This is a genomic window from Pseudomonas sp. G166 (assembly GCF_037027455.2).
In the GTDB taxonomy this organism is placed as follows: Bacteria; Pseudomonadota; Gammaproteobacteria; order Pseudomonadales; family Pseudomonadaceae; genus Aquipseudomonas.
In genome coordinates this window covers 5,601,984-5,627,889 of record NZ_CP146985.1, presented here as the reverse complement: position 1 = coordinate 5,627,889, position 25,906 = coordinate 5,601,984, and the positions used below count along the sequence as shown (strand labels likewise).

Annotated in this window: 24 protein-coding genes; 12 read left to right on the top strand and 12 right to left on the bottom strand. The window is 60.9% G+C overall.

Going from position 1 to position 25,906, the window contains the following annotated elements; all coding sequences use genetic code 11:
• Positions 1 to 194 precede the first annotated feature (194 nt).
• The 7 genes from folK to dksA form a co-directional block, all read right to left on the bottom strand.
• Positions 195 to 680, bottom strand: coding sequence for a 2-amino-4-hydroxy-6-hydroxymethyldihydropteridine diphosphokinase (gene folK / locus SGN16_RS24885; RefSeq protein WP_335946022.1), 486 nt, complete (start codon positions 678 to 680; stop codon positions 195 to 197).
• Positions 681 to 683: 3 nt separating this feature from the next.
• Complete coding sequence (locus tag SGN16_RS24880; RefSeq protein WP_335946021.1) at positions 684 to 2,081, bottom strand: polynucleotide adenylyltransferase PcnB; 1,398 nt, start codon at positions 2,079 to 2,081, stop codon at positions 684 to 686.
• Positions 2,082 to 2,828: 747 nt separating this feature from the next.
• Positions 2,829 to 4,262, bottom strand: coding sequence for a sigma-54 dependent transcriptional regulator (locus tag SGN16_RS24875; protein ID WP_335946020.1), 1,434 nt, complete (start codon positions 4,260 to 4,262; stop codon positions 2,829 to 2,831).
• A 22-nt stretch (positions 4,263 to 4,284) separates the two neighbouring features.
• Positions 4,285 to 7,239 (bottom strand): sensor histidine kinase, encoded by a 2,955-nt coding sequence (locus SGN16_RS24870; protein WP_210640958.1) that lies wholly within the window; start codon positions 7,237 to 7,239, stop codon positions 4,285 to 4,287.
• Positions 7,223 to 7,399, bottom strand: coding sequence for a hypothetical protein (locus SGN16_RS24865; protein WP_003176118.1), 177 nt, complete (start codon positions 7,397 to 7,399; stop codon positions 7,223 to 7,225). Before SGN16_RS24865 ends, SGN16_RS24870 begins: the two co-directional genes overlap by 17 nt.
• 77 nt (positions 7,400 to 7,476) lie before the next feature.
• Positions 7,477 to 8,367, bottom strand: a complete 891-nt coding sequence (gene gluQRS / locus SGN16_RS24860) for a tRNA glutamyl-Q(34) synthetase GluQRS (RefSeq protein WP_335946019.1) — start codon at positions 8,365 to 8,367, stop codon at positions 7,477 to 7,479.
• Positions 8,368 to 8,598: 231 nt separating this feature from the next.
• Positions 8,599 to 9,042 carry an RNA polymerase-binding protein DksA gene (gene dksA, locus SGN16_RS24855; RefSeq protein ID WP_186709115.1) on the bottom strand — a complete coding sequence of 148 codons (444 nt, stop codon included), beginning with the start codon at positions 9,040 to 9,042 and terminating at the stop codon, positions 8,599 to 8,601.
• 341 nt (positions 9,043 to 9,383) lie between these two features.
• Between dksA and SGN16_RS24850 the strand changes: the two genes are divergently transcribed.
• Together SGN16_RS24850 and sfsA are read left to right on the top strand one after the other, a co-directional pair.
• Positions 9,384 to 10,556, top strand: a complete 1,173-nt coding sequence (locus SGN16_RS24850) for a pyridoxal phosphate-dependent aminotransferase (protein ID WP_335946018.1) — start codon at positions 9,384 to 9,386, stop codon at positions 10,554 to 10,556.
• The gene (gene sfsA / locus SGN16_RS24845) at positions 10,556 to 11,311 is read left to right on the top strand and encodes a DNA/RNA nuclease SfsA (RefSeq protein ID WP_335946017.1); all 756 of its coding nucleotides are present in this window, start codon (positions 10,556 to 10,558) and stop codon (positions 11,309 to 11,311) included. Before SGN16_RS24850 ends, sfsA begins: the two co-directional genes overlap by 1 nt.
• Here sfsA and SGN16_RS24840 read toward each other — a convergent pair.
• Positions 11,267 to 11,584, bottom strand: coding sequence for a Rieske (2Fe-2S) protein (locus SGN16_RS24840; protein WP_335946016.1), 318 nt, complete (start codon positions 11,582 to 11,584; stop codon positions 11,267 to 11,269). The genes sfsA and SGN16_RS24840 overlap by 45 nt on opposite strands.
• 265 nt (positions 11,585 to 11,849) lie before the next feature.
• Between SGN16_RS24840 and SGN16_RS24835 the strand changes: the two genes are divergently transcribed.
• From SGN16_RS24835 to SGN16_RS24820, 4 genes are read left to right on the top strand one after another with little or no spacing between them, the layout of a single operon-like run.
• Positions 11,850 to 12,728 (top strand): ABC transporter substrate-binding protein, encoded by an 879-nt coding sequence (locus SGN16_RS24835; protein ID WP_335946015.1) that lies wholly within the window; start codon positions 11,850 to 11,852, stop codon positions 12,726 to 12,728.
• A 50-nt stretch (positions 12,729 to 12,778) separates the two neighbouring features.
• The gene (locus tag SGN16_RS24830; protein WP_210645418.1) at positions 12,779 to 13,762 is read left to right on the top strand and encodes an iron ABC transporter permease; all 984 of its coding nucleotides are present in this window, start codon (positions 12,779 to 12,781) and stop codon (positions 13,760 to 13,762) included.
• A complete protein-coding gene (locus SGN16_RS24825; RefSeq protein ID WP_210640948.1) occupies positions 13,762 to 14,529 on the top strand; it encodes a heme ABC transporter ATP-binding protein in 768 nt (255 codons plus the stop codon). Before SGN16_RS24830 ends, SGN16_RS24825 begins: the two co-directional genes overlap by 1 nt.
• A gap of 21 nt (positions 14,530 to 14,550) precedes the next feature.
• Entirely contained in the window at positions 14,551 to 15,402 is an 852-nt protein-coding gene (locus SGN16_RS24820) for a ChaN family lipoprotein (RefSeq protein ID WP_335946014.1), read from the top strand.
• 335 nt (positions 15,403 to 15,737) lie between these two features.
• On the opposite strand, the gene SGN16_RS24815 is transcribed toward SGN16_RS24820, so the two are convergent.
• The 3 genes from SGN16_RS24815 to SGN16_RS24805 form a co-directional block, all read right to left on the bottom strand.
• Positions 15,738 to 16,010 carry a TfoX/Sxy family protein gene (locus SGN16_RS24815; RefSeq protein WP_003205623.1) on the bottom strand — a complete coding sequence of 91 codons (273 nt, stop codon included), beginning with the start codon at positions 16,008 to 16,010 and terminating at the stop codon, positions 15,738 to 15,740.
• Positions 16,011 to 16,244: 234 nt separating this feature from the next.
• Entirely contained in the window at positions 16,245 to 16,586 is a 342-nt protein-coding gene (locus SGN16_RS24810; protein ID WP_063324353.1) for a pentapeptide repeat-containing protein, read from the bottom strand.
• 90 nt (positions 16,587 to 16,676) lie between these two features.
• On the bottom strand, positions 16,677 to 18,233 hold the full coding sequence (locus SGN16_RS24805) for a bifunctional aminoglycoside phosphotransferase/ATP-binding protein (RefSeq protein WP_335946013.1): 1,557 nt from the start codon (positions 18,231 to 18,233) through the stop codon (positions 16,677 to 16,679).
• Between the two features lie 116 nt (positions 18,234 to 18,349).
• Between SGN16_RS24805 and mrcB the strand changes: the two genes are divergently transcribed.
• Genes mrcB through SGN16_RS24790 form a run of 3 tightly spaced genes read left to right on the top strand, consistent with a single transcriptional unit; the run spans position 18,350 to position 21,733 of the window.
• Positions 18,350 to 20,668 (top strand): penicillin-binding protein 1B, encoded by a 2,319-nt coding sequence (gene mrcB, locus SGN16_RS24800; protein ID WP_210640940.1) that lies wholly within the window; start codon positions 18,350 to 18,352, stop codon positions 20,666 to 20,668.
• A gap of 16 nt (positions 20,669 to 20,684) precedes the next feature.
• Positions 20,685 to 21,404: a hypothetical protein gene (locus SGN16_RS24795; protein ID WP_210640938.1), complete on the top strand. Its 720-nt coding sequence runs from the start codon at positions 20,685 to 20,687 to the stop codon at positions 21,402 to 21,404.
• On the top strand, positions 21,404 to 21,733 hold the full coding sequence (locus SGN16_RS24790; protein WP_335946012.1) for a YqcC family protein: 330 nt from the start codon (positions 21,404 to 21,406) through the stop codon (positions 21,731 to 21,733). Before SGN16_RS24795 ends, SGN16_RS24790 begins: the two co-directional genes overlap by 1 nt.
• A gap of 6 nt (positions 21,734 to 21,739) precedes the next feature.
• On the opposite strand, the gene SGN16_RS24785 is transcribed toward SGN16_RS24790, so the two are convergent.
• Complete coding sequence (locus SGN16_RS24785; protein WP_210645416.1) at positions 21,740 to 22,156, bottom strand: DUF4124 domain-containing protein; 417 nt, start codon at positions 22,154 to 22,156, stop codon at positions 21,740 to 21,742.
• 405 nt (positions 22,157 to 22,561) lie between these two features.
• Here SGN16_RS24785 and SGN16_RS24780 point away from each other — a divergent pair, with 405 nt between their 5' ends.
• Genes SGN16_RS24780 through ilvC form a run of 3 tightly spaced genes read left to right on the top strand, consistent with a single transcriptional unit; the run spans position 22,562 to position 25,841 of the window.
• The gene (locus SGN16_RS24780; protein ID WP_210640934.1) at positions 22,562 to 24,286 is read left to right on the top strand and encodes an acetolactate synthase 3 large subunit; all 1,725 of its coding nucleotides are present in this window, start codon (positions 22,562 to 22,564) and stop codon (positions 24,284 to 24,286) included.
• Between the two features lie 2 nt (positions 24,287 to 24,288).
• A complete protein-coding gene (ilvN, locus tag SGN16_RS24775) occupies positions 24,289 to 24,780 on the top strand; it encodes an acetolactate synthase small subunit (protein WP_003176102.1) in 492 nt (163 codons plus the stop codon).
• A 44-nt stretch (positions 24,781 to 24,824) separates the two neighbouring features.
• Entirely contained in the window at positions 24,825 to 25,841 is a 1,017-nt protein-coding gene (gene ilvC, locus SGN16_RS24770; protein WP_003185459.1) for a ketol-acid reductoisomerase, read from the top strand.
• Positions 25,842 to 25,906: the final 65 nt, after the last annotated feature.

Sequence of the window (25,906 nt, the reverse complement as noted above, 5' to 3'; positions counted from 1 at the left end):
AGTCAATTGGATGTGTTACCGCTGAGTGTTACCGAGGTTACTGATGCGTTTCAGCTTGGATGAGCGTCCCAGAATGACTGTCTGGTGCTGGAACCTGTGGGAGCGAGCTTGCTCGCGATCGCGGTATGTCAGTCGCATGGGGGGCAACTGATCCACAGCCATCGTGAGCAAGCCGCTCCCACAGGGGGCTTGCATCAGTTAGGCGGCAGGCGTTCCAAGCCGACAAACGGGCACGCCGCAAGCAGGTCCTCGAGCAGGCGTCCATCGGCCAGGCGCAGGTTAGCGGGGGCCAGTTCTGCGAGGGGGTAGAGTACGAAGGCGCGCGCCTGCATGTGGTAGTGCGGGACCTTGAGACGGGGTACGTCGATCAGATGGTCGCCAAACAGCAGAATGTCCAGGTCCAGCGTGCGCGGCCCCCAGCGTTCCAGGCGTTCGCGGCCTTGCCCGGTTTCGATGGCTTGCAGCGCATCGAGCAAGTCCAGCGGCGCCAGCCGGCTGTCCAGCGCAGCCACCGCATTGGTGTAGCGTGGCTGGCCGGGCAACAGGGAATCACTCTGGTAGAACGCTGAAACGCCTACCAGCTGGGTATCGGGCAATTGCGCCAGCGCCTGGACGGCACTGCGCAATTGTTCAGCGGGTTCGGCCAGATTGCTGCCCATGCCGATGTAGATGCGCTCCATCGATCACTCGCCCGAAGCGCTCGGCACACCGGCGCGCTTACGCTTGGCGCCACTGCTGCGCCGCCGCTTGCGCGGGCCGGTGGCCCCGTCATCCTTGCCGCTGAGCTCGCGAATCATGTCGCGACGCTCGCTCTCGTTGGCGTCCTGGTAATCGGTCCACCATTCACCCAGGCCATCGGTCTGTTCGCCGGCGCTTTCGCGTAACAGCAGGAAGTCGTAGCCGGCACGGAAACGTGGGTTGTCCAGCAACAGGTCGGCACGTTTGCCGCTGCGCCGTGGCAGGCGTTCCTGCATGTCCCAGATCTCGCGGATCGGCATCGTGAAGCGTTTTGGAATCGCGATGCGCTGGCATTGTTCGCTGATCAGCTCGTGGGCGGCTTCCTGCATTGCCGGGATCGGCGGCATGCCACGTTCCTGCAGGCGCAGTACCCGGGCCGGCAGAGCAGGCCAGAGCAGGGCGGCAAACAGGAAGGCCGGGGTTACCGGCTTGTTCTGCTTGATGCGCAGGTCGGTGTTGATCAGCGCTTCGCTGATCAGGGTGTGGGTGTACGTCGGGTTGTGCTCCAGCGCCTCGGCACTGGCGGGGAACAGCGGGTCGAACAGTTGCAGGTCCACCAGCATCTCGAAGGTGTCCGCCGCGTTGCCCGACAGGAACAGCTTGAGCACCTCTTCAAACAGGCGAGCCGAAGGAATTTCCCGCAGCATCGGGGCCAATTCGCGAATCGGCAAGGCGCTGTGCTTTTCGATGCCGAAATCCAGCTTGGCGGCGAAACGCACGGCCCGCAGCATCCGTACCGGGTCTTCCTGGTAGCGTTGTTTAGGGTCGCCAATCAGGCGGATCAAGCGATTGCGGATGTCATGTACGCCGTTGGCGTAATCGAGGATGCGCTCGCTGACCGGATCGTAATACAAGGCATTGATGGTGAAGTCGCGGCGTTGCGCGTCTTCTTCCAGCGTACCGTAGACGTTATCGCGCAGGATGCGCCCGCTCTCATTGCGAGAAGATTGGTTGCTGTCTTCTTCGTCATCGTTTTGCGGGTGGTTGGCGCGGAATGTCGCCACTTCGATGATTTCGCGACCGAAGTGGATGTGGACCAGCTTGAAGCGCCGGCCAATGATCCGTGCGTTGCGAAATTCGGCCCGTATCTGTTCCGGCGTGGCGCTGGTGGCGACGTCGAAATCCTTGGGCGTGATGTTGAGCAGCATGTCGCGCACGCAACCACCGACCAGGTAAGCCTGGTAACCGGCGTTCTGCAGGCGTTCGACGATGTTCACCGCATAACGGCTGAACTGGGCCTTTTGCAGCGAATGCTGGCTGCTGTTGAGCACTTCAGGCGTGCTGCGAATGTGTTGCGTACGACGCAAGGGGGAACGGAATGACTGGAACAGCTTCTTCAGCATGGGATGCACTGTTTGAAGGAATATTCGGCCAAAAACGAAGAATGACCGCATGATGGGCGGGGATTCTAGCATTTAGTCGAGGGATGGTGTAGGACGGAGCAGTTTTGAGCTGCAAGCTTCAAGCGACAAGCTCTGTAGGCTTCAAGGAAGGGAATGACAGAAACCACAAGGGGAGCCGAAGCTCCCCCAGAATTAGTTACGTGCTCTATTTTTATTATTGATTTCGGGCTTCTTGTTTTTGTTGAGTGCCCGCGCCACAAGGTTTTTTCCTTCGTGACCCTCCCAATCGGGAGTCAAGAGCAAACGGATTGCTTTGGTCGCTGTGTTGCAGTGATCAATCGATCCAACCAGTTCAGGCACCTGTCTTGAGACAGTTTTTATTGTTCTCGGCCTGGTTGTGGGGCAAGCCCCAAATACAACGCCTCTCCAAAAGAATCAGTTAGCTGCGCCTCTCGCCGTCTTGTTTTTATTGTGCGTGAGTCGATTCGTCTTATTTTTATTGTCTTTTGCATTGCTTGTTATTGTTCTTGTACCAACGCTATAGCAGGGGGCGTGCCAACTTTTGCTAAACCCCGGAAACCGGGGGTTCTAAGGATAGAGTGGTTTTTTCAGGCCGAAAAAAAGCCGGGGTTTCGTTACCGTAAACCCCGGCTTCTGTTACGTGAAAAAGCTGAGGTAACAGTTTTTTCACATTCATGGCTATTCGAGCCGTTCCTCCTGTGGGGTGAGCAAGCGCGCTCCCACAAATCAGCTTTCGCTTGCTACCCCGGTCTTGCGCCGTGGGATGCCCAGGCGCTGGCGGCGTTCCCACAGGCACTTGCGGCTCACGCCGAGCTTGCGGGCCAGCTCGGTCTCGGTCATGTGATCCTGATGTTCGAGGACGAAATGCTGGAAGTAGTCCTCCAGGGACAGGTCTTCGGTAGGCTCGTGGCTGGTGTTGTTGGCAGCGCCGCCTTGTTGTGGGGCCAGGCCGATGAACTCTTCGTCGTCCAGGTCACTCAGTTCGATGTCGATGCCCAGCAGGTCCGCAGAGATTTCCGGGCTTTCACACAGGATCACTGCCCGCTCGACCGCGTTTTCCAGCTCTCGAACGTTACCCGGCCAGGCGTAATGACGAATGGCCTGTTCGGCGTCCGGGGCGAACTTGAGGTCGGTGCGGTTGACCCGCGCGCTCTGGCGGGCGAGGAACGCCTGGGCGATTTCGTTGACGTCCGCGCCGCGCTCGCGCAGGGGCGGCAGTTTCAAGGCGATGACGTGCAGGCGGTAATACAGGTCTTCGCGGAACTGGCCGATCTTGGCCAGGCTCTTGAGGTCACGGTGGGTCGCCGCGATCAGGCGTACGTCGACTTTCTGCGACTGTACCGACCCGACTCGGCGGATCTCGCCTTCCTGCAGCACACGCAGCAAACGCGCTTGGGCTTCCAGCGGCAGTTCGCCGATTTCGTCGAGGAACAGTGTGCCACCGTCCGCCGCTTCCACTAATCCGGCACGCCCGGCGCTGGCGCCGGTGAACGCGCCTTTCTCGTGACCGAACAGCTCGGACTCGATCAGGCTTTCCGGGATCGCCGCGCAGTTCACCGAGATCATCGGCGCCTTGGCTCGGCGAGAGAGGTTATGCAGGGCGCGGGCTACCAGTTCCTTACCGGTACCGGACTCGCCTTGGATCAGGACATTGGAGTCGGTCGGCGCCACTTTGCGGATCTTGCTGTACAGGTCCTGCATGGGCGGGCAGGAACCGATGATACCGATTTCGCCGTTATGGTTGCTGGCGCCGGCTTTCGCCGCGGCGGAAGTCTTGCCCGCGGGCTCCGACGTAGTGCCGGCTGCTGTCTGTCGATCGCGCAGGATACGGGCCACGGCCTGGAGCATCTCGTCGTGGTCGAACGGTTTGGCGATGTAGTCCACGGCGCCCATTTTCATGGAGTCGACCGCCGAGCGCAGGCTGGCGTAACTGGTCATGATCAGTACCGGCGTGCCCTGGCCGAGCTTGATCAGCTCGGTGCCGGGAGCGCCAGGCAGGCGCAGGTCGCTGACGATCAGGTCAAACGTTGGGATGCTGAAACGCTCTTGTGCTTCCTGCACTGAACCGGCTTCGCTGACCTGGTACTGGTTGCGTTCCAGCAGGCGGCGCAAGGCGGAGCGGATAATTGTTTCGTCTTCGACGATCAAAATGTGCGGCATTGATTCGATTCTCTCGACGGTCTCAGTTCACAGCGGACGTCGCTTCGACATGACGCGGCAAGGTCACCCGGATACGGGTGCCGCGTTGGCTTTGTACATCGGCCGGGCTGTCGATGGTGATTTGTCCATAATGCTCTTCAACGATGGAATAGACCAGTGCGAGGCCCAGACCGGTGCCTTCGCCAGGATCCTTGGTGGTGAAGAAAGGTTCGAACAATCGGTCCATGATGTTCTGTGGGATACCGCTGCCTTCGTCCTCGACGATCAGGTCGACCGTGTGTTCGAAGGCTTCGCTCTTGACCCGCACCGCGCTGCCGGCCGGTGAGGCGTCCCGCGCGTTGGATAGCAGGTTGATCAACACCTGGGCGAGCCGCTGGGGGTCGCCATCGACCCAATGATCCGGGTCGCACAGGTTGAAGAATTGCACTTCGAAATTGCGCCGGTTCAGTGCCAGCAGACCAATGGCATCCTGGGCCACTTCGGCCAGACAGACGGGCTCATCATTATGCTGGTGACCGCCGGCATGGGCGAAGCTCATCAGCGACTGGACGATGCGCGACACGCGCTTGGTCTGTTCGAGGATCTGGCCACTGATTTCCGTCAGTTCGCCGTCGTCCTCGCGCTCTTCGCGCAGGTTCTGCGCCAGGCAGGCGATGCCGGTGATCGGGTTGCCGATCTCGTGGGCCACCCCGGCGGCCAGTCGGCCAATGCTCGCCAGCCGTTCGGAGTGGACCAGCTTGTCTTCGAGCATCTGGGTGTCGGTCAGGTCTTCCACCAGCAGCACCAGGCCGCTGTTACCCGGCGCCAGCGGCTCGTCGATCGCGGCCTTGTGCAGGTTCAGCCAGCGGGTCTGGCCGTCGAGGGCCAGGTGCTGTTTGTGCAGGTGCTCGTCCGGCAGGTCGATGAAACCCTGCAGCAGGCCTTTCCACGGCTCGCCCAAGGTACTCAGGCGGGAGCCGACCACGCGCTGGGCGGCGATCCCGGTCAGCTCTTCCATGGCTTTGTTCCACATCAGGATTTCCTGATCCTTGGCCAGGGAGCACACGCCCATCGGCAACTCCTGCAAGGTCTGGCGATGATAACGGCGCAGAGCGTCCAGCTCGGCGGCCAGGCCGGTGAGGCGCGAGTGATAGTCCTCGAGGCGGCTTTCGATGAAGTGGATATCTTCAGTGACGTAGTTCTCGCCACCGGCCTTGTAGGGCAAGAATGTCTCGACCATATCCTGGGCCACGCTGGGGCCCATCAGGCCGGACAGGTTGGCTTCGATGCGGTCCCGCAGGCGACGCAAGGCATAGGGACGGCGCTCATCGAAGGGCAGATAGAGGTCGCGCAGGGCCTGTTCGACTTCCTTTTGCGCGGCCTTGGCGCCCAGGGGCTTGGCCAGCTGTGTGGCGAACTCCTGGGGCGAGGCAGCGTGAAGCTCTCGGCGCTGCGGGCGGCGGACGTTGTCTACGGCACAGGCTTCGGCGGCGCTGGCTTCTTCGCTGCTGGCGTTGGTGAACAGTGAAATCAGGGTGAACATCAGCACGTTCGCCGCCAGCGAGGCGATGGCTGCCATGTGCCAACTGGTGTCGTCGAGCACATAGATCATGTTCAGCAGCGGAATATAGAAACCCTGCAAGTTGCCCAGCAGCGGTAACAGCATGGCTACCAGCCACACCAGGATCCCTGCCAGCAAACCGGCGATAAAGCCGCGGCGGTTGGCGGTCGGCCAATACAGCACCGACAGCACGCCGGGCAGGAACTGCAGGGTGGCGACGAAGGCGACGATGCCCAGGTTGGCCAGGTCCTGGCCTTCGCCGAGCATCAGGTAGAAACCGTAGCCGGCCATGATGATCGCGACGATCAGTGCGCGACGGGTCCATTTCAACCAACGGTAGATATTGCCTTCCGCCGGCGGCTGATAGAGCGGCAGCACCAAATGGTTGAGGGCCATCCCCGACAGCGCCAGCGTGGTGACGATGATCAGGCCACTGGCCGCCGACAGACCGCCGACATAAGCCAGCAATGCCAGGGCCTTGCTGTTGGCGGCGATGCCGATGCCCAGGGTGAAATACTCTGGATTGGTGTTGGCCCCCAGCTTCAAGCCCGCCCACAGGATCAGCGGTACCGCTAGGCTCATCAGCAGCAGGAACAGCGGCAGCCCCCAGCTCGCGCTGACCAGCGAACGCGGGTTGAGGTTTTCGGTAAAGGTCATGTGGTACATGTGCGGCATCACGATTGCCGAAGCGAAGAACACCAGCAACAGCGTGCGCCATGGGCCTTCCTGCAAGGGTGTGTGCAGGGCGGCCAGGGCTGTCTGGTTCTGCAGCAGCCACACTTCCAGCTGTTGCGGGCCATCGAACACGCCGTACAGGGCATAGAGCCCGACACCACCGATGGCGATCAGCTTGATCACCGATTCGAAGGCAATGGCGAACACCAGACCTTCGTGTTTCTCCCGTGTGGCGATGTGCCGGGAACCGAAGAAAATCGTGAACAGGATGATCAATACGCAGAAGCTCAGTGCCACGCGGTGCTGCACCGGCTCTCGGGTCAGGATGCCGATGGAATCGGCCACGGCCTGAATTTGCAGGGCCAGCAGCGGCAACACGCCGACCAGCATGAAGATGGTGGTCAGCGCGCCGGCCCAGGTACTGCGGAAACGAAAGGCGAACAGGTCGGCCAGGGACGACAGTTGATAGGTGCGGGTGATTTTCAGGATCGGGTAGAGCAACACGGGTGCGAGCAGGAACGCGCCCGAGACACCGAGGTAACTGGACAGGAAACCATAGCCGTACTGATAGGCCAGCCCGACGGTGCCATAGAACGCCCATGCGCTGGCATAGACACCCAACGACAGGGTGTAGGTCAGCGGGTGGCGGATGATCGCCCGGGGAATCATGCCCCGTTCGCTGATCCAGGCCACGCCGAACAGTACAGCCAGGTAGGCTGCGCTGATCAGGACCATCTGGGTCAGGCTAAAGCTCATCGGCATCTTTTTGGCTCTGCAGGATGAAGGTCACGACGATCAGGATCAGCCAGAGCAGGTACGGCCGATACCAGGCACCCGTGGCATCGATCCACCAATCCATGATGGCCGGGGAGAACAGATAAATCCCCACTACCAGGAGCAGGACCAAGCGATAGATATACATCCCGGCCTCTCTTATTTATGCGCGTGCCCGAAAACGTGCGGCGATGGTAACGGATGGGCGCCAAGCTGCAAGGCCCGTCAACGTATTTGCGCTTCGGGCAGGCTCAGTGTGCGCGGGATCTTTGCTACATCCCAGTGGCGAATACCCCACTCGAGCAATTGCGGTGGGCTGGCATCGACCAGCTCAGGGCCCGGTTGCTGGCCCAGCGCGCGCAGGGCCCGCAACAACAATGGCGAGGCCTGATCAGCCGCCAGCGGTGGCGAGCGATAGGACTTGCTCAGTTTGTGCCCGTCGGGTTGGGTGATCAACGGCACGTGCAGGTAACGCGGTTGCGGCAGCCCGAGCAGCTCTTGCAGGTAGAGTTGGCGTGGCGTGGAATCCAGCAGGTCGGCACCGCGCACGATATCGGTCACCCCTTGCCAGGCGTCGTCCAGTACTACCGCCAGCTGATAAGCGTAGAGCCCGTCGCGACGGCGAATCACGAAGTCACCGACCTCACGTCCCAGGTGCTGGCGGAACTGGCCCTGTACGCGGTCGGTGAAGTGGTATTCGAGTTCAGGGACACGTAGGCGAATGGCGGCGTTTTCAGCGCCATGCCCGGCGTTGCGGCACAGCCCCGGGTAGATGCCGTGGTACGCCTCCAGCTGTTTGCGCGAGCAGGTGCACGCATAGGCCAGGCCCTGGCTGAGCAGTCGGTTGATGACTTGGTCGTAGGCCTCATGGCGCTCGCTCTGGCGGACCATCTCGCCATCCCATTCAAACCCGTAGCTTTCCAGTGCCTTCAAAATCGCCGTTTGCGCGCCAGGTTCTTCCCGGGGCGGGTCGAGGTCTTCCATGCGCAACAACCAGCGCCCTCCCACCGCCCGGGCATCCAGGTACGACGCCAGCGCGGCGACCAGTGAACCGAAGTGCAGGTGGCCGCTGGGTGTGGGGGCGAAGCGGCCGATGTAGGGGGCGGTGGCAGTCATGGGGAGAATGTTACTGAGTCTGAGCGGTAGGGATATAGCGCTTGCTGACGAAACCTGATCCCTGTGGGAGCGAGCTTGCTCGCGATAGCGGTGGGTCAGCTTGCACCCGTATTGAATATGCCGCCGTCATTGCGAGCAAGCTCGTTCCCAAAAGGGTATTGGGCGTACAGAGGGTGCCAGAAACAAAAAACGGAGCGTGTGAACGCTCCGTTTTCGTTACAGCCGGGGCAATTACTTGCCGACCTGTTTTTCCTTGATTTCCGCCAGGGTCTTGCAGTCGACACACATGTCGGCGGTCGGACGGGCTTCCAGCCGCTTGACGCCGATCTCGACGCCACAGGACTCGCACCAACCGTATTCTTCGTCTTCGATCAGTTGCAGGGTCTTGTCGATTTTCTTGATGAGCTTGCGCTCACGATCACGGGCGCGCAGTTCGAGGCTGAATTCCTCTTCCTGGCTGGCACGGTCGGCCGGGTCAGGGAAGTTGGCCGCTTCGTCTTTCATGTGATCCACGGTGCGGTCGACTTCCTGCATCAAGTCCTGTTTCCACTTATTCAGGATCTTGGTGAAGTGCGCGCGCATGGGGGCGCCCATGTACTCTTCGCCAGCTTGCGGGACGTAAGGCTCAAACCCGCTGAGCGTCTGATTTTGATTTTGCTTTGCTTGGGTGGGCATGAATGGACCGCCTCTACTCTTGTAATCCACTACGCAGGATTGCTCCATCACCGACACCTGCCGGCCCTGCGGCTGCAAGCGGGCGAACTTACCAGATCAAATCGGGCCGCGCTACTCCCGGTTGTCGAGCCTGCAGCGGCCGGGGACTTTGCAAAGCGTGGTCGGGTTCGGTTCGGTGCGGATGTAAACCTGCTCAATGCTTGATTCTAGTCAAGCCTGGGCCAATCGCCGGAGTCATTTCCTGCAATCCGAGGGCTCTGACCGCTTCAGGTTCGCGCTCGTTCCCGCACGGGTTCCTGAGTTGGGTAGAATCGGTTCTTTTTCTTACGTAAGGAAGGCCAATGGCTCAGCCCTACAGTGCGCGCAGCCGCGCTATCGAACCTTTTCATGTGATGGCGTTGCTGGCCCGTGCCAATGAATTGCAGGCTGCGGGGCACGACGTCATTCACCTGGAGATCGGCGAGCCGGATTTCACCACGGCTGAGCCGATCATCCAGGCCGGCCAGGCGGCGCTGGCGTCGGGCAAGACCCGTTACACCGCCGCCCGTGGCATTCCTGAGTTGCGCGAGGCTATCGCCGGTTTCTACGCCCAGCGCTACGGCGTGGACATCGATCCGCGGCGCATCCTGGTCACCCCGGGCGGGTCCGGTGCGTTGCTGCTGGCCAGCGCGTTGCTGGTGGACCCGGGCAAGCATTGGCTGTTGGCCGACCCTGGCTATCCGTGCAACCGTCATTTCCTGCGGTTGGTAGAGGGCGCGGCGCAATTGGTGCCGGTAGGCCCTGAGGTGCGTTACCAGCTGACTCCGGAGTTGGTGGACCGCCATTGGGACCAGGACAGCGTCGGCGCGTTGGTGGCGTCGCCGGCCAACCCGACTGGGACGATCCTCTCCCGAGACGAGTTGGCCGGGTTGTCCAAGGCAATCAAGCGGCACAATGGTCATCTGGTGGTGGATGAGATCTACCACGGCTTGACCTATGGCACCGACGCCGCCAGCGTGCTGGAAGTCGACGACGATGCCTTTGTCCTGAACAGTTTTTCCAAGTATTTCGGCATGACCGGCTGGCGGCTGGGCTGGCTGGTGGCGCCTTCGGCAGCCGTCGGCGAGCTGGAAAAACTCGCGCAGAATCTCTACATCAGTGCGCCGAGCATGGCCCAGTACGCGGCGCTGGCCTGTTTCGAACCCGCCACCATCGCGATCTTCGAGCAGCGTCGGGCCGAGTTCGCGCTGCGCCGCGACTTTCTGCTGCCAGCCTTGCGTGAACTGGGCTTCGGTATCGCGGTGGAGCCGCAAGGGGCGTTTTATCTCTACGCCGATATCAGCGCGTTCGGCGGTGATGCCTTCGCGTTCTGCCAGCATTTCCTGGAAACCGAACACGTGGCGTTTACGCCGGGTCTGGATTTCGGCCGCTATCAGGCCGGCCATCATGTACGTTTTGCCTACACCCAGAGCCTGCCGCGGCTACAGGAAGCGGTGGAGCGAATCGCACGTGGACTGCGGAGTTGGCAAGGCTGATGCGTTTTTCCCCTGCTTTGGAAGAAGGTCGGCTGATTCGACGTTATAAGCGTTTTCTCGCCGATATCGAGACCGTTCATGGCGAATTGCTGACCATTCATTGCCCGAACACTGGTTCGATGCTCAATTGCATGGCGCCGGGCGCACGTGTCTGGTTCAGTCGGTCCAGCGACCCCAAGCGCAAGCTGCCCGGTACCTGGGAAATCGGCGAAACCCCTCAGGGGCGCTTGGCCTGCATCAATACCGCGCGGGCCAATGCCTTGATCGAAGAGGCCCTGCGGGCCGAGGTCATCAGCGAACTGAACGGGTTTACCGGGCTAAAGCGTGAAGTGGCTTATGGTCAGGAAAACAGTCGGATCGATTTCAGGCTGGACTACGAAAACAGCTCGGCCTGGGTCGAAGTCAAAAGCGTCACACTGGGTTTCGATGGCACGAACGTCGCGGCATTTCCCGATGCGGTGACCCTACGTGGGGCCAAGCATCTGCGCGAACTCGCTTGCCTGGCCCGCGAGGGCGTGCGGGCGGTGCAGCTGTATTGCGTGAACCTGAGTGGCATTGACGCGGTACGCCCGGCGCAGGAAATCGACCCAGTGTATGCGGCCGCCTTGCACGATGCGGTGGCGGCCGGGGTGGAGGTGCTGGCCTATGGGGTCACGCTGACGCCGGATGAGATGTGGGTGGCCCATTCGTTGCCGGTGCAGCTCGAACCGCTACAGTGCCACCCAGATGCCTTGCTCATCCTCCCTGCTGTCTAACGCAGCAAGGAACTGACCGGCGCAGGGACCGGCCACGCATTCTCCGCTCTCGATCAGAAACAGTGCGCCGTGGGTGGCGCACTGGATCAGACTGGCGCTGGGGTCGAGAAACTGGTCGGGTTGCCATTCCAGCGGCACGCCGCGATGCGGGCAGCGGTTAAGGTACGCATAAACCTGGCCCGCGCGGCGCACGGCCAGCACCTTGCGCCCATCGATGTCGAAACCGCGACTGCCGTTGTCGGGCAATTGGGTGGCGGTACAAAGAAACTTCATGTGTGTCTCGATATTTGTCGGAGTGAACCCGTTATGGGAGCGAGCTTGCTCGCGATGACGACGACACATTCAACATCTCAGTGACTGACACGCCGCTATCGTGAGCAAGCTCACTCCCACAAGGTTTCGTATGGCAAAAGGTTCATGCTTGACGGTCAAATGAAAACAATTATCAAATGGCCGCTCCTGCGCAGGTGACTGAGGATACTTGGCCTGGCGAATCCATGCCCGGTCCTGCGAACAACTTCTTTGAGGAAACGGCCTGATGCGCCTGAATATCCGCATTGTTGCGCTCTGTATCGCACTGCTGGCCAACCAGGGAGTCGCTGCGGCCGATTTGCCGCAACGCTGGGTCAGCGTCGGCGGCGCCTTGTCGGAGTGGGTCAGTGCGTTGGGTGGCGAGTCGAAACTGGTGGGGGTGGATACCACCAGCCAGCATCCCGAGTCCTTGCGGGCCCTGCCCAGTATCGGTTATCAGCGACAGCTGTCGGCGGAGGGTGTGCTGAGCCTGCGCCCGCAGATTCTGGTGGGCACCGAAGAAATGGGGCCACCACCGGTCCTGGCGCAGGTTCGCAGCGCCGGGGTACAAGTCGAACTGTTCTCGGCCACGCCGGACCTGCCGACCCTGCAAGGCAATCTGCGGCACCTGGGTCAATTGCTGGGCAGCGAGGCCCTGGCTGCGCGGCTGTTCGAGCGTTATCAGCAGCAGCTCGCTCAACAAAACGCCCGGGTGAGTGAAATCCAGCTCAAGCAAAAGGCTCCAGGGGTTTTGCTGTTGGTCGGGGGCGCGGGTGGCAAACCCCTGGTTGCCGGCAAGGGCACCGCCGCCGACTGGCTGTTGCAGCAGGCCGGTGGTCATAACCTGGCGACTCACAACGGTTACAAGCCATTTTCCATGGAAAACCTCGCCGGCCTGAATCCTGAAGTGCTGGTCTTCGCCGACCGCGCCTTGAAGGGGGAAGAGGCCCGCGCGGCGTTGTTCAAGGACAACCCGATCCTTGCCTCGACCCGGGCGGCCAGGGATGGGCGAGTCATGGAGCTGGACCCGACGCTGCTGGTGGGTGGGCTGGGGCCGCGGCTACCGCAAAGCCTGGTGGAACTGACGGATGGGTTCTATCCGACCGCACCGGCCAAGGCACCATGAGGCCGGTGGTCAAGCCGCGGTCCTTATTCATCGGCTTGAGCGCGCTGTGCCTGTTGGCAATCTGGTTGTCCCTGGCCTTGGGGCCGGTGAGTTTGCCGCTGTTCGACACCGCGCGCGCGGCTTTGCGCCTGTTGGGGTTGCCGGTGAGCGCCGAGGGTTTGGAGCAGGCCGAACTGATCCTTGGCCAGATTCGTTTGCCGCGCACTTTGCTCGGGCTGGCGGTGGGTGGGGTGCTGGCGTTGTCCGGTGTGGCGATGCAAGGCCTGTTCCGCAACCCGCTGGCCGACCCGGGGCTGGTGGGCGTGTCCAGCGGCGCGGCGCTGGGCGCGGCTTTCGCGATTGTCGCGGGTTCAGCGTTGGGCGGGTTGCCCGAAGCTTTCGGCCCTTATGTGTTGTCGTTGTGTGCGTTTCTTGGTGGGCTTGGGGTCACGGCGCTGGTCTATCGCCTCGGCCGACGTAATGGCCAGACCCATGTCGCGACCATGCTCCTGGCCGGTATTGCCCTGACGGCGCTGTCCGGTTCGGCGGTCGGCCTGTTCACCTACCTGGCGGACGACGCGACCCTGCGCACACTGACGTTCTGGAACCTGGGCAGTCTCAATGGGGCCAGCTATGCACGGCTGTGGCCATTGCTGCTGGTCAGCGCTGGCGTGGCGCTATGGTTGCCACGTCGGGCTCGGGCGCTCAATGCGCTGCTGTTGGGGGAATCCGAGGCGGCCCATCTGGGCATCGACGTCGAAGGCCTCAAGCGTGAACTGGTGTTCTGTACCGCTCTGGGTGTTGGCGCGGCGGTGGCGGCAGCGGGCATGATCGGTTTTGTCGGTTTGGTGGTGCCGCATCTGGTGCGTCTGGTGGCTGGCCCCGACCATCGGGTACTGCTGCCGGCGTCAGTGCTGGCAGGGGCAAGCCTGCTGTTGTTGGCCGACTTGGTGGCGCGCTTGGCATTGGCGCCGGCGGAGTTGCCGATCGGTATCGTCACGGCCTTTATCGGGGCGCCTTTCTTTCTTTATTTGCTGCTGCGAGGGCGCGCCTGATGTTGCAAGCGCAGAACCTGCACATTCAACGTGGTCGAAAAGCCGTGCTGGCGGCGGTCGACCTGGTCCTTCATCCCGGCGAAGTGCTCGGCGTGCTTGGGCCTAACGGTGCGGGTAAAAGTACCTTGCTGGCGGGGCTCTGCGGCGAATTACGCCCGGCCCAGGGGCAGGTTTTGCTCGATGATCGACCTCTGAGTCAGTGGGAGGGCGCCGAGCGTGCCCGTCGCCTGGCGGTGTTGCCGCAATCTTCGACCCTGGATTTTGCCTTTCGTGTCGAGGAGGTGGTCGGCATGGGGCGCCTGCCGCATCAGAGTGGTCGCGTGCGTGATGGACAAATCGTCGAGTTGGCGTTGCAAGCCGCGGACGCGACGCATCTGCACGGGCGCAGTTATCTGGCCCTGTCGGGTGGCGAGCGTCAGCGGGTGCATCTGGCGCGGGTATTGGCACAACTGTGGCCGGGTGAAGCGGGACAAACGTTGTTGCTGGACGAGCCAACCTCGATGCTCGACCCGCTGCATCAGCACACCATCCTGCAGGCGGTGCGCGAGTTCGCCGATCGTGGCGCTGCGGTGCTGGTGATCCTGCATGACCTGAACCTGGCGGCGCGTTACTGTGATCGCCTGTTGCTGCTCGCGTCCGGTCGGCCGGTGGCCCTGGACACGCCGCAGCAGGTGCTGCGCCCGGAACCGCTCAAGGCCGTGTTTGGCCTGGAAGTGCTGGTGCAACCCCATCCGGAGCGAGGGCATCCGTTGATCATTGCCCGTTGAGGGCGTCTTGAGGATGTACACGTGCGGCTGATCCTGATTTTGGCATTGAGTGTCCTGACGGCTTGTCAGAGCATCGCACCGCCGCCGGCCGGTGGGCAGATCCGTGATTTGCACAATGGCCAGGCCCTTACGCCGCAAGCGCTGGTCGAGCGCTTGGCGAAGGCACAGCGGTTGGTGGTGGGCGAGCAGCACGACAATCGAGATCACCACGCCCTGCAGCTATGGTTGCTGCAAACCTTGGCCGGGCAGCGGGCCCAAGGCAGCTTGTTGCTGGAAATGCTCACCCCATCCCAGCAGCCGCGGGTCGAAGCGTTGCGCCAGTTACCCGCCTTGCCCAAGGATCTGCCTGGCGCACTGGACTGGTCGCCGGGCTGGGACTGGAGCCTGTATGGACCCGTCGTCGAGTTCGCCCTGGCGCAACCTTACCCTTTGCTGGCGGCCAATCTGGATGCCGTCGAGATCCAGCGCTTCTACCGGCAAGCACCGGCGTTGAGCGGGGGACGCACGAATGCGGCGGCGGTGAAGGATGAGCTGCTGGGGCAGATCCGCGAATCCCACTGCGGCCTGCTGCCGGAAGCGCAAATGCCGGCGATGCTGGCCGTCCAGCAGCAGCGTGACCGGCGCATGGCTGAACGTTTGCTGGGCGCGCCGACACCGGCGGTGTTGTTCGCTGGCGCTTGGCATGGCCGAAAGGATGTCGGCGTACCGCTGCATGCGCTGGATCTTGGCGCCAGCGAAGCTCCGATCGTCTTGATGCTGGCCGAGGAGGGCAGCGACGTGACACCAACCATGGCTGATTACGTGTGGTACACCCCGGCCACGCCGCCTCAGGATTACTGCGCACAGATGCGTGAATCCATCAAAACCCCGTAGGAGCCTGCGATCTTTTGATTTTGATCTTTCGCTCTTGACTCAATTGACGGCGGAAAGATCGCAGCCTCGTTGCACGGCAGCTCCTACCATGGCGTGGCGTCGGAGCTGTTTTTTTGCAGGCAAAAAAAGACCCGGCAAAAGCCGGGTCAAATAACCGTGATTAGCCTGATGAGGAGATATCTGAGAGTCCGAACCAAGGGCTTTTCAAATATCGACCAGTCTCGCGACTGGATGTGGTAATCATAGCGATTCTCATTACCATGTCAAACATTGTTTTTCGATCCACTGAAATAACCTGACCGGTTATGACGCCATTCGATAAAACAAGGGGGCAGTCAGGCTTTATGCCGCGTTGAAATAGCGTCCAGCTGCTTATTCAGGGCTTCCTTGCGTTCGGCAGGGATATCGTTCCAGTGCACATCCATCAACGCGCCTTCGATGGCGTACAACAACACCTTGGAAGCCCGGAAACCGCGCGTGCGCACGGCCCGATAAGCGTCTACCGCACCAAGCCGGCGTAGATCCGAGGCACTGTGAATACCGACGGCGTGCAGCCACTGGGCTGATGTCTTGCCCAGATTCTTCAGGTGTTGCAATTCATCATTCATCGAGCCTCCTTGCGACGGCCGACTGGTGCATTGGGCAAGCTTCTGAGCAGTGTAGCGGTCAGTAGGAAAAGCGTGATTCTTTGGTGTGAATCGACGCAAAAGCTTCTAATGCATTACGCACGATAGAGGGGAAATATGCAGCAAGGTGCATCGTCCAGCGCGAGCGGGGGCGCTGGAGCTCAGTTCGGTCTGTGGTGGGTTCGCGGCATATTGGCTAGCCCGTTCTCCACAGTGTCAGCGGGTGCGGTAGCGCAGGCGGGTGCCGAAATTCATCGACATCAGGATCTCGTCGGCAGACAGCTCAGGCGGAAAGTAGGCGCCGGATATTTGCGCGTGGGCCAAGCTCGCGCCTTCCAGTGACGACTTGCGGAAATCGATGCCGCGTAAGTCGGCGGAGCGAAAGTAAGCGTCGCTGAAATCAACGTCGTCGGCGTTCAGTTCCCGCAGATCGAGGCCGCGAAAATCGCCGCCGCGCATGTCCACCGGACCTTGAGGGCGCTCACTGTTGAAACCTGCGATATCGTCTTTGCGCAGCAAGGCATAAAGCGGGGTATTGAGAAGCTTGGGAAGGCTCATTTCATATCACCTGTTGGTTTTATGACGCCAGTATAGTGCCACTATTTAGCGGTCGTGAAGCCGAGGATCGCTTCACGACCGAAATAATTCCTACAGGCCTGGCAGGCGTTGACGGATCTGCGCGACCACGATATCGAGCGTGCCGCTTTCGTTGGTCTGGACCCGTTTGCTGCAGAGGATTTCCGCCGGGGTGAGAGCTTCGCGGTTGGCCTGTTGCGCCGCGATCACGGCCAGGTTCGCGTCCGAAGGGTCCTTCTGGTCGGCCTGACGCTGCGCCAGCCTGGCTTCGATGACTGCTTGCGGTGCGTTGCAGTCAAGGATCAGGAACGGTGCACCCGTGGCTTCGGCGACTTTCGCTGCCGCGTCGCGCTGGTCACGCTTGAGGTAAGTGGCATCGACCACCACCGGGAACCCGGCGCGCAGGATCACGTCGGCGATTTCGTGCAGGCGGGCGTAGGTGGTGTTGCTGGCATCGCTGCTATAGATGCCGGCCTGTGGATCATTGGGAACTTGCTGCTCGCCGAACAGGCGCTTGCGCTCTACGTCCGAACGCAGGCGAATCGCCCCCAGCGCTTCCACCAGGCGCATGGCAACGTGGCTTTTGCCGACGGCCGAAACACCGTGGGTAATAGCCAGGAAGCGCGACGGAATGGTGCTGTAGCTTTCGGCCAGGTTGGCGTAGTTACGGTATTGGCGCAGGGTGGTGGCGCGCTGCACTGGATCGGCTTCGGCCGGCATGCTGAACAGCGCGACCTTGGCGCGGACCAGGGCGCGATAGGCTTTATAGAAGTTCAGCAGTTCCAGGCCCCGGTAGTCGCCGGTCAGCTCCAGGTATTGGCTGACGAATCGCCGCGCCAGCGACTTGAGGCCACGGTCCTCCAGGTCCATCGCCAGGAACGCGGTGTCGGCGTAGACGTCGGTGAAGCGGAACGGTTCGTTGAATTCGATGCAGTCGAAAATCACCACCTTGCCGTCGATCAGCGTGATGTTACCCAGGTGGATATCGCCATGGCATTCGCGGATGAAGCCTTCGGCCTTGCGCTGGGTGAACAGCGGCTTGAGACGATCAAAGCTGCTCTCGGCCCAGGCTTGCAGGGCTTCGAGTTGCAACAGGTCAGCCTTGTCGCTGAGGAACGGGCGGATCTGCTCGAAGTTCTGCCGCACGGGAGCCATCACGCTGTCCGGAGTACCAGCAGCGTTCTCAGCCGGCACTTGAGGCGTGGAGAGGTGGAACTGGGCGATCTGCACGGCCATTTCGTCGATGTGCGCGGTGGTCAGTTCGCCGTTGGCTTGTAGCGTGCTGAGCAGTTGGCTCTGTGGGAACTGACGCATCTTCAGGGCGTATTCGATGGCCGGGCCATCGCCTGCCAATTGGGGTGCTTCGGCACTGCCGGTAATCGGCAGGACTTCCAGGTACAGGTCCTGGGTCAGGCGTTGGTTCAGACGCAGCTCTTCGCCACAGAAATGTTTGCGCGCCTCGAGGCTGGTGAAATCGAGGAAGCCGAAATTCACCGGCTTTTTGAATTTGTAGGCGTAAGGCCCGGTGAGCAATACCCAGGAAATATGAGTTTCGATGACCTGGAACCCTTCGACGGGATGCGGGTAGAGGGCCGGGTTTTGCAGGGCAGCGATCAGGGATTGGCTCACGGGCGGTCCTTCAGAGACTGGAAAATTCAAGGCCGTCATTATGGCCGCAAGCCGCGTTAACGCAAACCTCGTCGGGCTCATGTTGAACCGCAGCAAAGTGCGTATAATCCGCCGCCATGACTCGTACCCGATCCTCCCGTACCCCCAAGAAACCACCCGCCAGCCGTCTGCGGCCCTGGCTGGGCTGGGCCCTTAAACTTAGTCTGGTGGGCCTTGTCGTGCTCGCCGGTTTTGCGGTCTACCTCGATGCGGTGGTCCAGGAGAAGTTCTCCGGCAAGCGCTGGACGATCCCGGCCAAGGTCTACGCCAGGCCGCTGGAGCTGTTCGTCGGACAAAAGCTGAGCAAGGATGATTTCCTGACCGAGCTCGATGCCTTGGGTTATCGCCGTGAAAGCGTGGCCAATGGTCCGGGTGCGGCCTCGATCAATGGTAATACCGTCGACCTCAATACCCGCGGTTTCCAGTTCTACGAGGGCATGGAACAGGCGCAACCGGTGCGGGTACGTTTCTCCGGCGACTATGTGGCTGCACTGACCGGCGCCAACAATGCGAGCCTGTCGGTGGTGCGTCTCGAGCCGCTGCTCATTGGTGGCCTCTATCCTAAGAACCTTGAAGACCGGATCCTGATCAAGATCGATCAGGTGCCGCCGTTCCTGCTCGATACGCTGATCGCCGTCGAAGACCGCGACTTCTATCATCACTTCGGCGTCTCGCCCAAGTCGATTGCCCGGGCTATCTGGGTCAACACGTCCTCGGGCCATATGCGCCAGGGCGGCAGTACCTTGACCCAGCAGTTGGTCAAGAACTTCTACCTGACCAACGAGCGCAGCCTCACCCGCAAGCTCACCGAAGCCATGATGGCGTTGCTGTTGGAGTTGCACTACGACAAGCAGGAGATCCTGGAGGCCTACCTCAACGAGGTATTTATCGGCCAGGACGGTCAGCGGGCGGTGCACGGCTTCGGCCTCGCCAGCCAGTTCTTCTTCAGCCAGCCGTTGTCCGAACTCAAGCTGCATCAGGTGGCGTTGCTGGTGGGCATGGTCAAGGGACCTTCTTCCTACAACCCGCGGCGTAATCCGGAGCGTGCCCTCGAGCGGCGCAACCTGGTTCTCGACCTGCTGCAACAACAAGGCGTGGCCACCGCCGAGCAAGTCGAAGCGGCGAAGAAGATGCCATTGGGCGTGACCAAACGCGGCAGCCTGGCGGACAGTTCGTTCCCTGGCTTCATGGACCTGGTCAAGCGCCAGTTGCGTGAAGACTACCGCGATGAAGACTTGACTGAAGAAGGCTTGCGCATTTTCACCAGCTTCGACCCGATCCTGCAGATGAAGGCCGAAGCGTCGGTCGAGGATACCTTCAAGCGGCTGGGCGGGCGCAAGGGCGCCGACGAAGTTGAAGCCGCCATGGTGGTGACCAACCCGGAAACCGGCGAAGTCCAGGCCATGATCGGCAGCCGCCAGGCCAGCTTCGCTGGCTTCAACCGGGCGCTGGATGCGGTGCGGCCGATCGGTTCCCTGATCAAGCCGGCGGTGTACCTCACCGCCCTGGAGAAACCGAGCCAGTACACGCTGACCAGTTGGTTGTCGGACGAGACCTTCTCGGTCAAGGGCGCGGATGGCCAAGTCTGGAAGCCGCAGAACTATGATCGCCGCTCCCACGGTACGGTGTTCCTGTACCAGGGCCTGGCGCATTCCTACAACCTCTCGACGGCTCGCCTTGGGTTGGAAGTCGGCGTCCCGAACGTGCTCAAGACCCTGGCGCGCCTGGGGGTAAGCCGCGAATTCCCGGCTTTCCCGTCAATGTTGCTGGGGGCTGGCGGCCTCACGCCAATCGAAGTGGCCGCCATGTACCAGACGCTGGCCAACGGCGGTTTCAATACGCCGATGCGCGGGATTCGCAGTGTGCTGACCGCCGATGGCGAACCGCTCAAGCGTTATCCGTTCCAGATCCAGCAGCGTTTTGATCCGGCTTCTATTTATCTGATCCAGAGCGCCATGCAGCGGGTCATGCGTGAAGGTACCGGCAGCTCGGTTTATAACGTGTTGCCCAAGACCCTGAACCTGGCGGGCAAGACCGGCACCAGTAACGATTCGCGCGACAGTTGGTTTGCCGGTTTCAGTCAGGATCTGCTGGCGGTGGTCTGGCTTGGGCGTGATGACAACGGCAAGACCCCGTTCACCGGTGCCACTGGCGCGTTGCAGGTCTGGACCAGTTTCATGCGCAAGGCCGACCCGTTGCCACTGGACATGCCGCAACCGGACAATATCGTTCAGGCCTGGGTCGATTCGCGTACAGGCCAAGGCTCCGATGCCAATTGCCCGGGCGCGGTACAGATGCCGTATATTCGCGGCAGCGAACCACCACCCGGTGCGGCCTGTGGCGGCACGAATCCCGCCGAATCGGTGATGGATTGGGTCAAAGATTGGATGCGTTAAGCAAAGAGGGTTTCAAGTGAACAAGTGGTTGATTCCAGCGGTAACTGCCGTGGCTTTGCTCAGTGGCTGTTCCACCGTACAGCGTGGTTCGATTCCGGTCGTTGACTCCGGCACCGCCGTTTCCAACAGCGAGCGGATCTCGGCCAACGGTGGTTTCCGGCAAACGACGGTGAAGCGGCCGGTGCAGGGCCAGGCCCAGGCGATTCCCCAGGGCGACAGCGGTGTCGTCGTGATGGTACCGGGGGGGGGCGCCACGACCTCGGCACCGATCAGCAGTACGCCGATCACGCCAGGTCCCATCACGCCTGGCCCTATCGAGACCTCGCCGATCGATCAGGGTAGTTACAGCATGCCTTCGACGCCGAGCAGTATTCCGCCGGCCAGTGCGGGTGGTTTGTCCGCCGATGAGCAACTGGACGGTCCGGTGCTGGCCCTGCTTACCACGGCACAACAGCAGCAGGCCGGAGGGGACCTCAACGGTGCTTCTTCGAGCTTGGAGCGTGCCCAGCGGGTAGCGCCGCGCGAGCCGCAGGTGCTTTATCGCTTGGCCCAGGTGCGCATGGCCCAGGGGGATGCGCCGCAAGCCGAACAGCTCGCCCGTCGTGGCCTGACATTTACCAGTGGGCGCCCGGCACTTCAGGCCAGCCTGTGGGAATTGATCGCCCAGGCTCGTGAGAAGCAAGGCGATTCTGCGGGTGCGGCGCTGGCACGCCAGAAGGCCAAGGTTTCGCTCTGATGGATACGCGTTTTCCCCAGATAGCCGATCAGTTGCTGCTGATCGAACGGGAGCTGCGGGTTCAGGGCTGGTGGAGCAGCGTTTCGCCTTCGGCCGAGGCCTTGGCCAGTGTCGAGCCGTTCGCGGTCGACACCTTGGACTTCGAGCAATGGCTGCAATGGATTTTCCTGCCGCGGATGAAAGCCATCCTGGAAAATGACCTGCCGCTGCCCAACGCCTCGGGCATCCTGGCCATGGCTGAAATGGTCTATGCCCAGCGGCCAGGGCAGGGTATGGAGTTGCAGCGGCTGTTGGCGCAGTTCGATCAGATGATCAGCAGCGTCGGCTGACCGACGTTACTGGCAGTGCTCTTCGATCTGCTTGCGCGTTTCATCGATGCGCTGGCGTCGCTCTTCGTCAGATAGGCGGCGCATTTCCCCCTCAACGTCCTCGCGAACTCTTGGGTTGTTTTGCAACTGCGCCAGGTTGGTCCTGGCCTGTTCGCAAAATGCCTTGAGCTGGGCTTCCTGCTCGGCAATCTGTTTCTTCACCTCTTTATCGATCGCCTTCTGGTCGCCTATGGGCCCACCAGAAGGCGGTGCTGGCGGTTTGGCGACGGACGGTGAAGACTTGATCACGGTCGAGGCCTCGGTGCCCTCGGGTGGCTGGGCCCCGAAGTGGGTCACGCCCTGGGCGTCGACCCATTTGTAGACCTGGCCGGCCATGCACATCGGGCTCAGGCCAACCATCAGGCTAGCCGTCAAGAAGAACATTCGCATGCTGTTTCCTTGTCATGGGTTGCGCAATTGAAGCTAACACAGTTGCCGTTTAAAGGTTTTTTCTTGCGTTCTCATGCGGTTACTTCGAATAAAGCACATTGACGACTTGACTTGCACAGGGCGAAACAGAAGAATCCAAAGTCCGCTGTAGAGGGACTGCCAGAAGCAGACCCACTCGGCAGATCATGAGGCGCACATCCGCGCCGACCTGTTACACCCGCAACGCGTTACCTCGCGCTGGGTGGGAAAGGCCCGCAACACTTGGGACGATCCCAATACTTGCTCAGTCAGTGCTGACGTAGTCGGCGACCACCGTCGCTCATGCTCTGCCGAGAAGTAAACCTATTAAGACCCGTCCCTGTTGAGGGGCGGTATTCTGGCGTTTTAGAGGTGAACAACGTGGAGCTTTTATCTGGCGGTGAGATGCTCGTCCGCTTCTTGCGTGACGAAGGCGTCAAATATATCTACGGGTACCCGGGTGGTGCTCTTCTTCATGTCTATGATGCTCTGTTCAAAGAACCGGAAGTGACCCACATCCTGGTTCGTCACGAGCAAGCAGCGACCCATATGGCTGACGGCTATGCCCGTGCCACCGGCAAGGCCGGCGTGGTACTGGTGACTTCCGGTCCAGGCGCCACGAACGCCATCACCGGTATCGCCACGGCGTACATGGACTCCATCCCGATGGTGATCATCTCCGGCCAGGTGCCTAGCACCATGGTCGGCACCGATGCATTCCAGGAAACCGACATGATCGGTATCTCCCGGCCGATCGTGAAGCACAGCTTCATGATCAAGCACGCATCGGAAATCCCGGAAGTCATGAAGAAGGCCTTCTACCTGGCTGAATCCGGTCGTCCGGGCCCGGTCGTGGTCGATGTTCCAAAAGACATGACCAACCCGGCCGAGAAGTTCGAATACATCTTTCCGAAAAAAGCCAAGCTGCGTTCCTACAGCCCGGCCGTACGCGGCCACTCCGGGCAAATCCGCAAGGCAGCCGAAATGCTCTTGGCGGCCAAGCGCCCGGTGCTTTACTCGGGTGGTGGCGTGATCCTTGGCGGTGGCTCTGCGCCGCTGACCGAACTGGCGAAAATGCTCAACCTGCCAGTGACCAATACCCTGATGGGCCTGGGTGCCTATCCGGGCACTGATCGTCAGTTCATTGGCATGCTCGGCATGCACGGCAGTTACACCGCCAACCTGGCGATGCACCATGCCGATGTGATCCTGGCGGTCGGCGCGCGTTTCGACGACCGTGTCATCAATGGCCCGGCGAAGTTCAGCCCTAACGCCAAGATCATCCACATCGATATCGACCCGGCGTCCATCTCCAAGACCATCAAGGCAGACGTGCCGATTGTCGGTCCTGTTGAGAGTGTACTGACCGAAATGGTCGCCATCCTCAAGGAAATCGGCGAGGCTCCGAACAAAGAGTCCGTGGCCAGTTGGTGGAAGCAGATTGATGAGTGGCGCGGTGATCGCGGCCTGTTCCCCTATGACAAGGGCGATGGCAGCGTAATCAAACCGCAGACCGTGATCGAAACCCTGTGCGAAGTGACCAAGGGCGATGCCTTTGTGACCTCCGACGTGGGCCAGCACCAGATGTTCGCCGCGCAGTACTACAAGTTCGACAAACCCAACCGCTGGATCAACTCCGGTGGCCTGGGCACCATGGGCTTCGGTTTCCCGGCGGCCATGGGTATCAAGTTGAGCTTCCCGGATGCCGACGTTGCCTGCGTCACGGGCGAGGGCAGCATCCAGATGAACATCCAGGAACTGTCCACCTGCCTGCAATACGGATTGCCGGTGAAGATCGTGATCCTGAACAACGGTGTGTTGGGTATGGTTCGCCAGTGGCAAGACATGAGCTACGGCAGCCGCCACTCGCACTCCTACATGGAATCGCTGCCTGATTTCGTCAAGCTGGCAGAGGCTTACGGTCACGTCGGCGTACGCATCACCGAATCGAAAGATTTGAAGTCGAAGATGGAGGAGGCGTTCGCCATGAAGGATCGCCTGGTGGTGATCGATATTGCGGTCGACACCAGTGAGCACGTCTACCCGATGCAAATCAAAGACGGCTCCATGCGCGATATGTGGCTGAGCAAGACGGAGCGTACCTAATCATGCGACATATTATTTCCCTGCTTCTGGAAAACGAACCGGGTGCTCTGTCTCGTGTTGTGGGCCTGTTTTCGCAGCGCAACTACAACATCGAAAGCCTGACCGTGGCGCCAACCGAAGACCCGACCCTGTCGCGTCTGACGCTGACCACTGTGGGCCACGATGAAGTCATCGAGCAGATCACCAAAAACCTGAACAAGCTGATCGAGGTGGTCAAGCTGGTGGACCTGTCGGAAAGCGCTCACATCGAGCGCGAGCTGATGCTGGTCAAGGTCAAGGCCACCGGCGCCCAGCGCGCCGAGATCAAACGCACTACCGATATTTATCGTGGGCAGATCGTCGATGTCAGCGCCAGCGTCTATACCGTTCAGTTGACCGGTACCAGCGACAAGCTCGACAGCTTCATTCAATCGATCGGCACTGCCTCGATTCTGGAAACCGTACGCAGTGGCGTCACCGGGATTGCCCGTGGCGACAAAGTACTGAGCATCTAACCAAATTAGCGAATGGCCTGAACGGCCGGATATAGGGGAAATTCATGAAAGTTTTCTACGATAAAGACTGCGACCTGTCGATCATCCAGGGTAAGAAAGTCGCCATCATCGGCTACGGTTCCCAAGGTCACGCCCAGGCGTGCAACCTGAAGGACTCCGGTGTTGACGTGACCGTAGGCCTGCGTAAAGGCTCTGCCACCGTAGCCAAGGCCGAGGCCCATGGCCTGAAAGTCACCGACGTGGCTTCTGCCGTTGCTGCAGCCGACCTGGTCATGATCCTGACCCCGGACGAGTTCCAGTCTGCCCTGTACAAAAACGAAATCGAGCCGAACATCAAGAAAGGCGCCACCCTGGCCTTCTCCCACGGCTTCGCGATCCACTACAACCAGGTTGTGCCACGCGCCGACCTCGACGTGATCATGATCGCGCCGAAGGCTCCAGGCCACACCGTACGTTCCGAGTTCGTGAAGGGCGGTGGTATCCCTGACTTGATCGCGATCTACCAGGATGCGTCCGGCAACGCCAAGAACGTGGCTCTGTCCTACGCTGCTGGCGTTGGTGGTGGTCGTACCGGCATCATCGAAACCACCTTCAAGGACGAGACCGAAACCGACCTGTTCGGCGAACAAGCCGTTCTGTGCGGCGGTACCGTCGAGCTGGTCAAAGCCGGTTTCGAAACCCTGGTTGAAGCGGGCTACGCGCCAGAAATGGCCTACTTCGAATGCCTGCACGAACTGAAGCTGATCGTTGACCTCATGTACGAAGGCGGTATCGCCAACATGAACTACTCGATCTCCAACAACGCCGAATACGGCGAGTACGTGACCGGTCCGGAAGTGATCAACGCCGAGTCCCGCCAGGCTATGCGCAACGCCCTGAAACGTATCCAGGACGGCGAATACGCCAAGATGTTCATCAGCGAAGGCGCCACTGGCTATCCTTCGATGACCGCCAAGCGTCGTAACAACGCCGCCCACGGTATCGAAATCATCGGCGAGCAACTGCGCTCCATGATGCCGTGGATCGGTGCCAACAAGATCGTCGACAAAGCCAAGAACTAAGTCGCGAGCTTGATCGAAAAACGCGGCCTTGGCCGCGTTTTTTCGTTTGGGCGGTGGCTTCTGGT

Coding starts and splice junctions, on each gene's coding strand:
- folK (WP_335946022.1), bottom strand. CDS start 680: ATGGAGCGCATCTACATCGGCATGGGCAGCAATCTGGCCGAACCCGCT.
- SGN16_RS24880 (WP_335946021.1), bottom strand. CDS start 2,081: ATGCTGAAGAAGCTGTTCCAGTCATTCCGTTCCCCCTTGCGTCGTACG.
- SGN16_RS24875 (WP_335946020.1), bottom strand. CDS start 4,262: ATGCCGCACATTTTGATCGTCGAAGACGAAACAATTATCCGCTCCGCC.
- SGN16_RS24870 (WP_210640958.1), bottom strand. CDS start 7,239: ATGCCGATGAGCTTTAGCCTGACCCAGATGGTCCTGATCAGCGCAGCC.
- SGN16_RS24865 (WP_003176118.1), bottom strand. CDS start 7,399: ATGTATATCTATCGCTTGGTCCTGCTCCTGGTAGTGGGGATTTATCTG.
- gluQRS (WP_335946019.1), bottom strand. CDS start 8,367: ATGACTGCCACCGCCCCCTACATCGGCCGCTTCGCCCCCACACCCAGC.
- dksA (WP_186709115.1), bottom strand. CDS start 9,042: ATGCCCACCCAAGCAAAGCAAAATCAAAATCAGACGCTCAGCGGGTTT.
- SGN16_RS24850 (WP_335946018.1), top strand. CDS start 9,384: ATGGCTCAGCCCTACAGTGCGCGCAGCCGCGCTATCGAACCTTTTCAT.
- sfsA (WP_335946017.1), top strand. CDS start 10,556: ATGCGTTTTTCCCCTGCTTTGGAAGAAGGTCGGCTGATTCGACGTTAT.
- SGN16_RS24840 (WP_335946016.1), bottom strand. CDS start 11,584: ATGAAGTTTCTTTGTACCGCCACCCAATTGCCCGACAACGGCAGTCGC.
- SGN16_RS24835 (WP_335946015.1), top strand. CDS start 11,850: ATGCGCCTGAATATCCGCATTGTTGCGCTCTGTATCGCACTGCTGGCC.
- SGN16_RS24825 (WP_210640948.1), top strand. CDS start 13,762: ATGTTGCAAGCGCAGAACCTGCACATTCAACGTGGTCGAAAAGCCGTG.
- SGN16_RS24815 (WP_003205623.1), bottom strand. CDS start 16,010: ATGAATGATGAATTGCAACACCTGAAGAATCTGGGCAAGACATCAGCC.
- SGN16_RS24810 (WP_063324353.1), bottom strand. CDS start 16,586: ATGAGCCTTCCCAAGCTTCTCAATACCCCGCTTTATGCCTTGCTGCGC.
- mrcB (WP_210640940.1), top strand. CDS start 18,350: ATGACTCGTACCCGATCCTCCCGTACCCCCAAGAAACCACCCGCCAGC.
- SGN16_RS24790 (WP_335946012.1), top strand. CDS start 21,404: ATGGATACGCGTTTTCCCCAGATAGCCGATCAGTTGCTGCTGATCGAA.
- SGN16_RS24785 (WP_210645416.1), bottom strand. CDS start 22,156: ATGTTCTTCTTGACGGCTAGCCTGATGGTTGGCCTGAGCCCGATGTGC.
- ilvN (WP_003176102.1), top strand. CDS start 24,289: ATGCGACATATTATTTCCCTGCTTCTGGAAAACGAACCGGGTGCTCTG.
- ilvC (WP_003185459.1), top strand. CDS start 24,825: ATGAAAGTTTTCTACGATAAAGACTGCGACCTGTCGATCATCCAGGGT.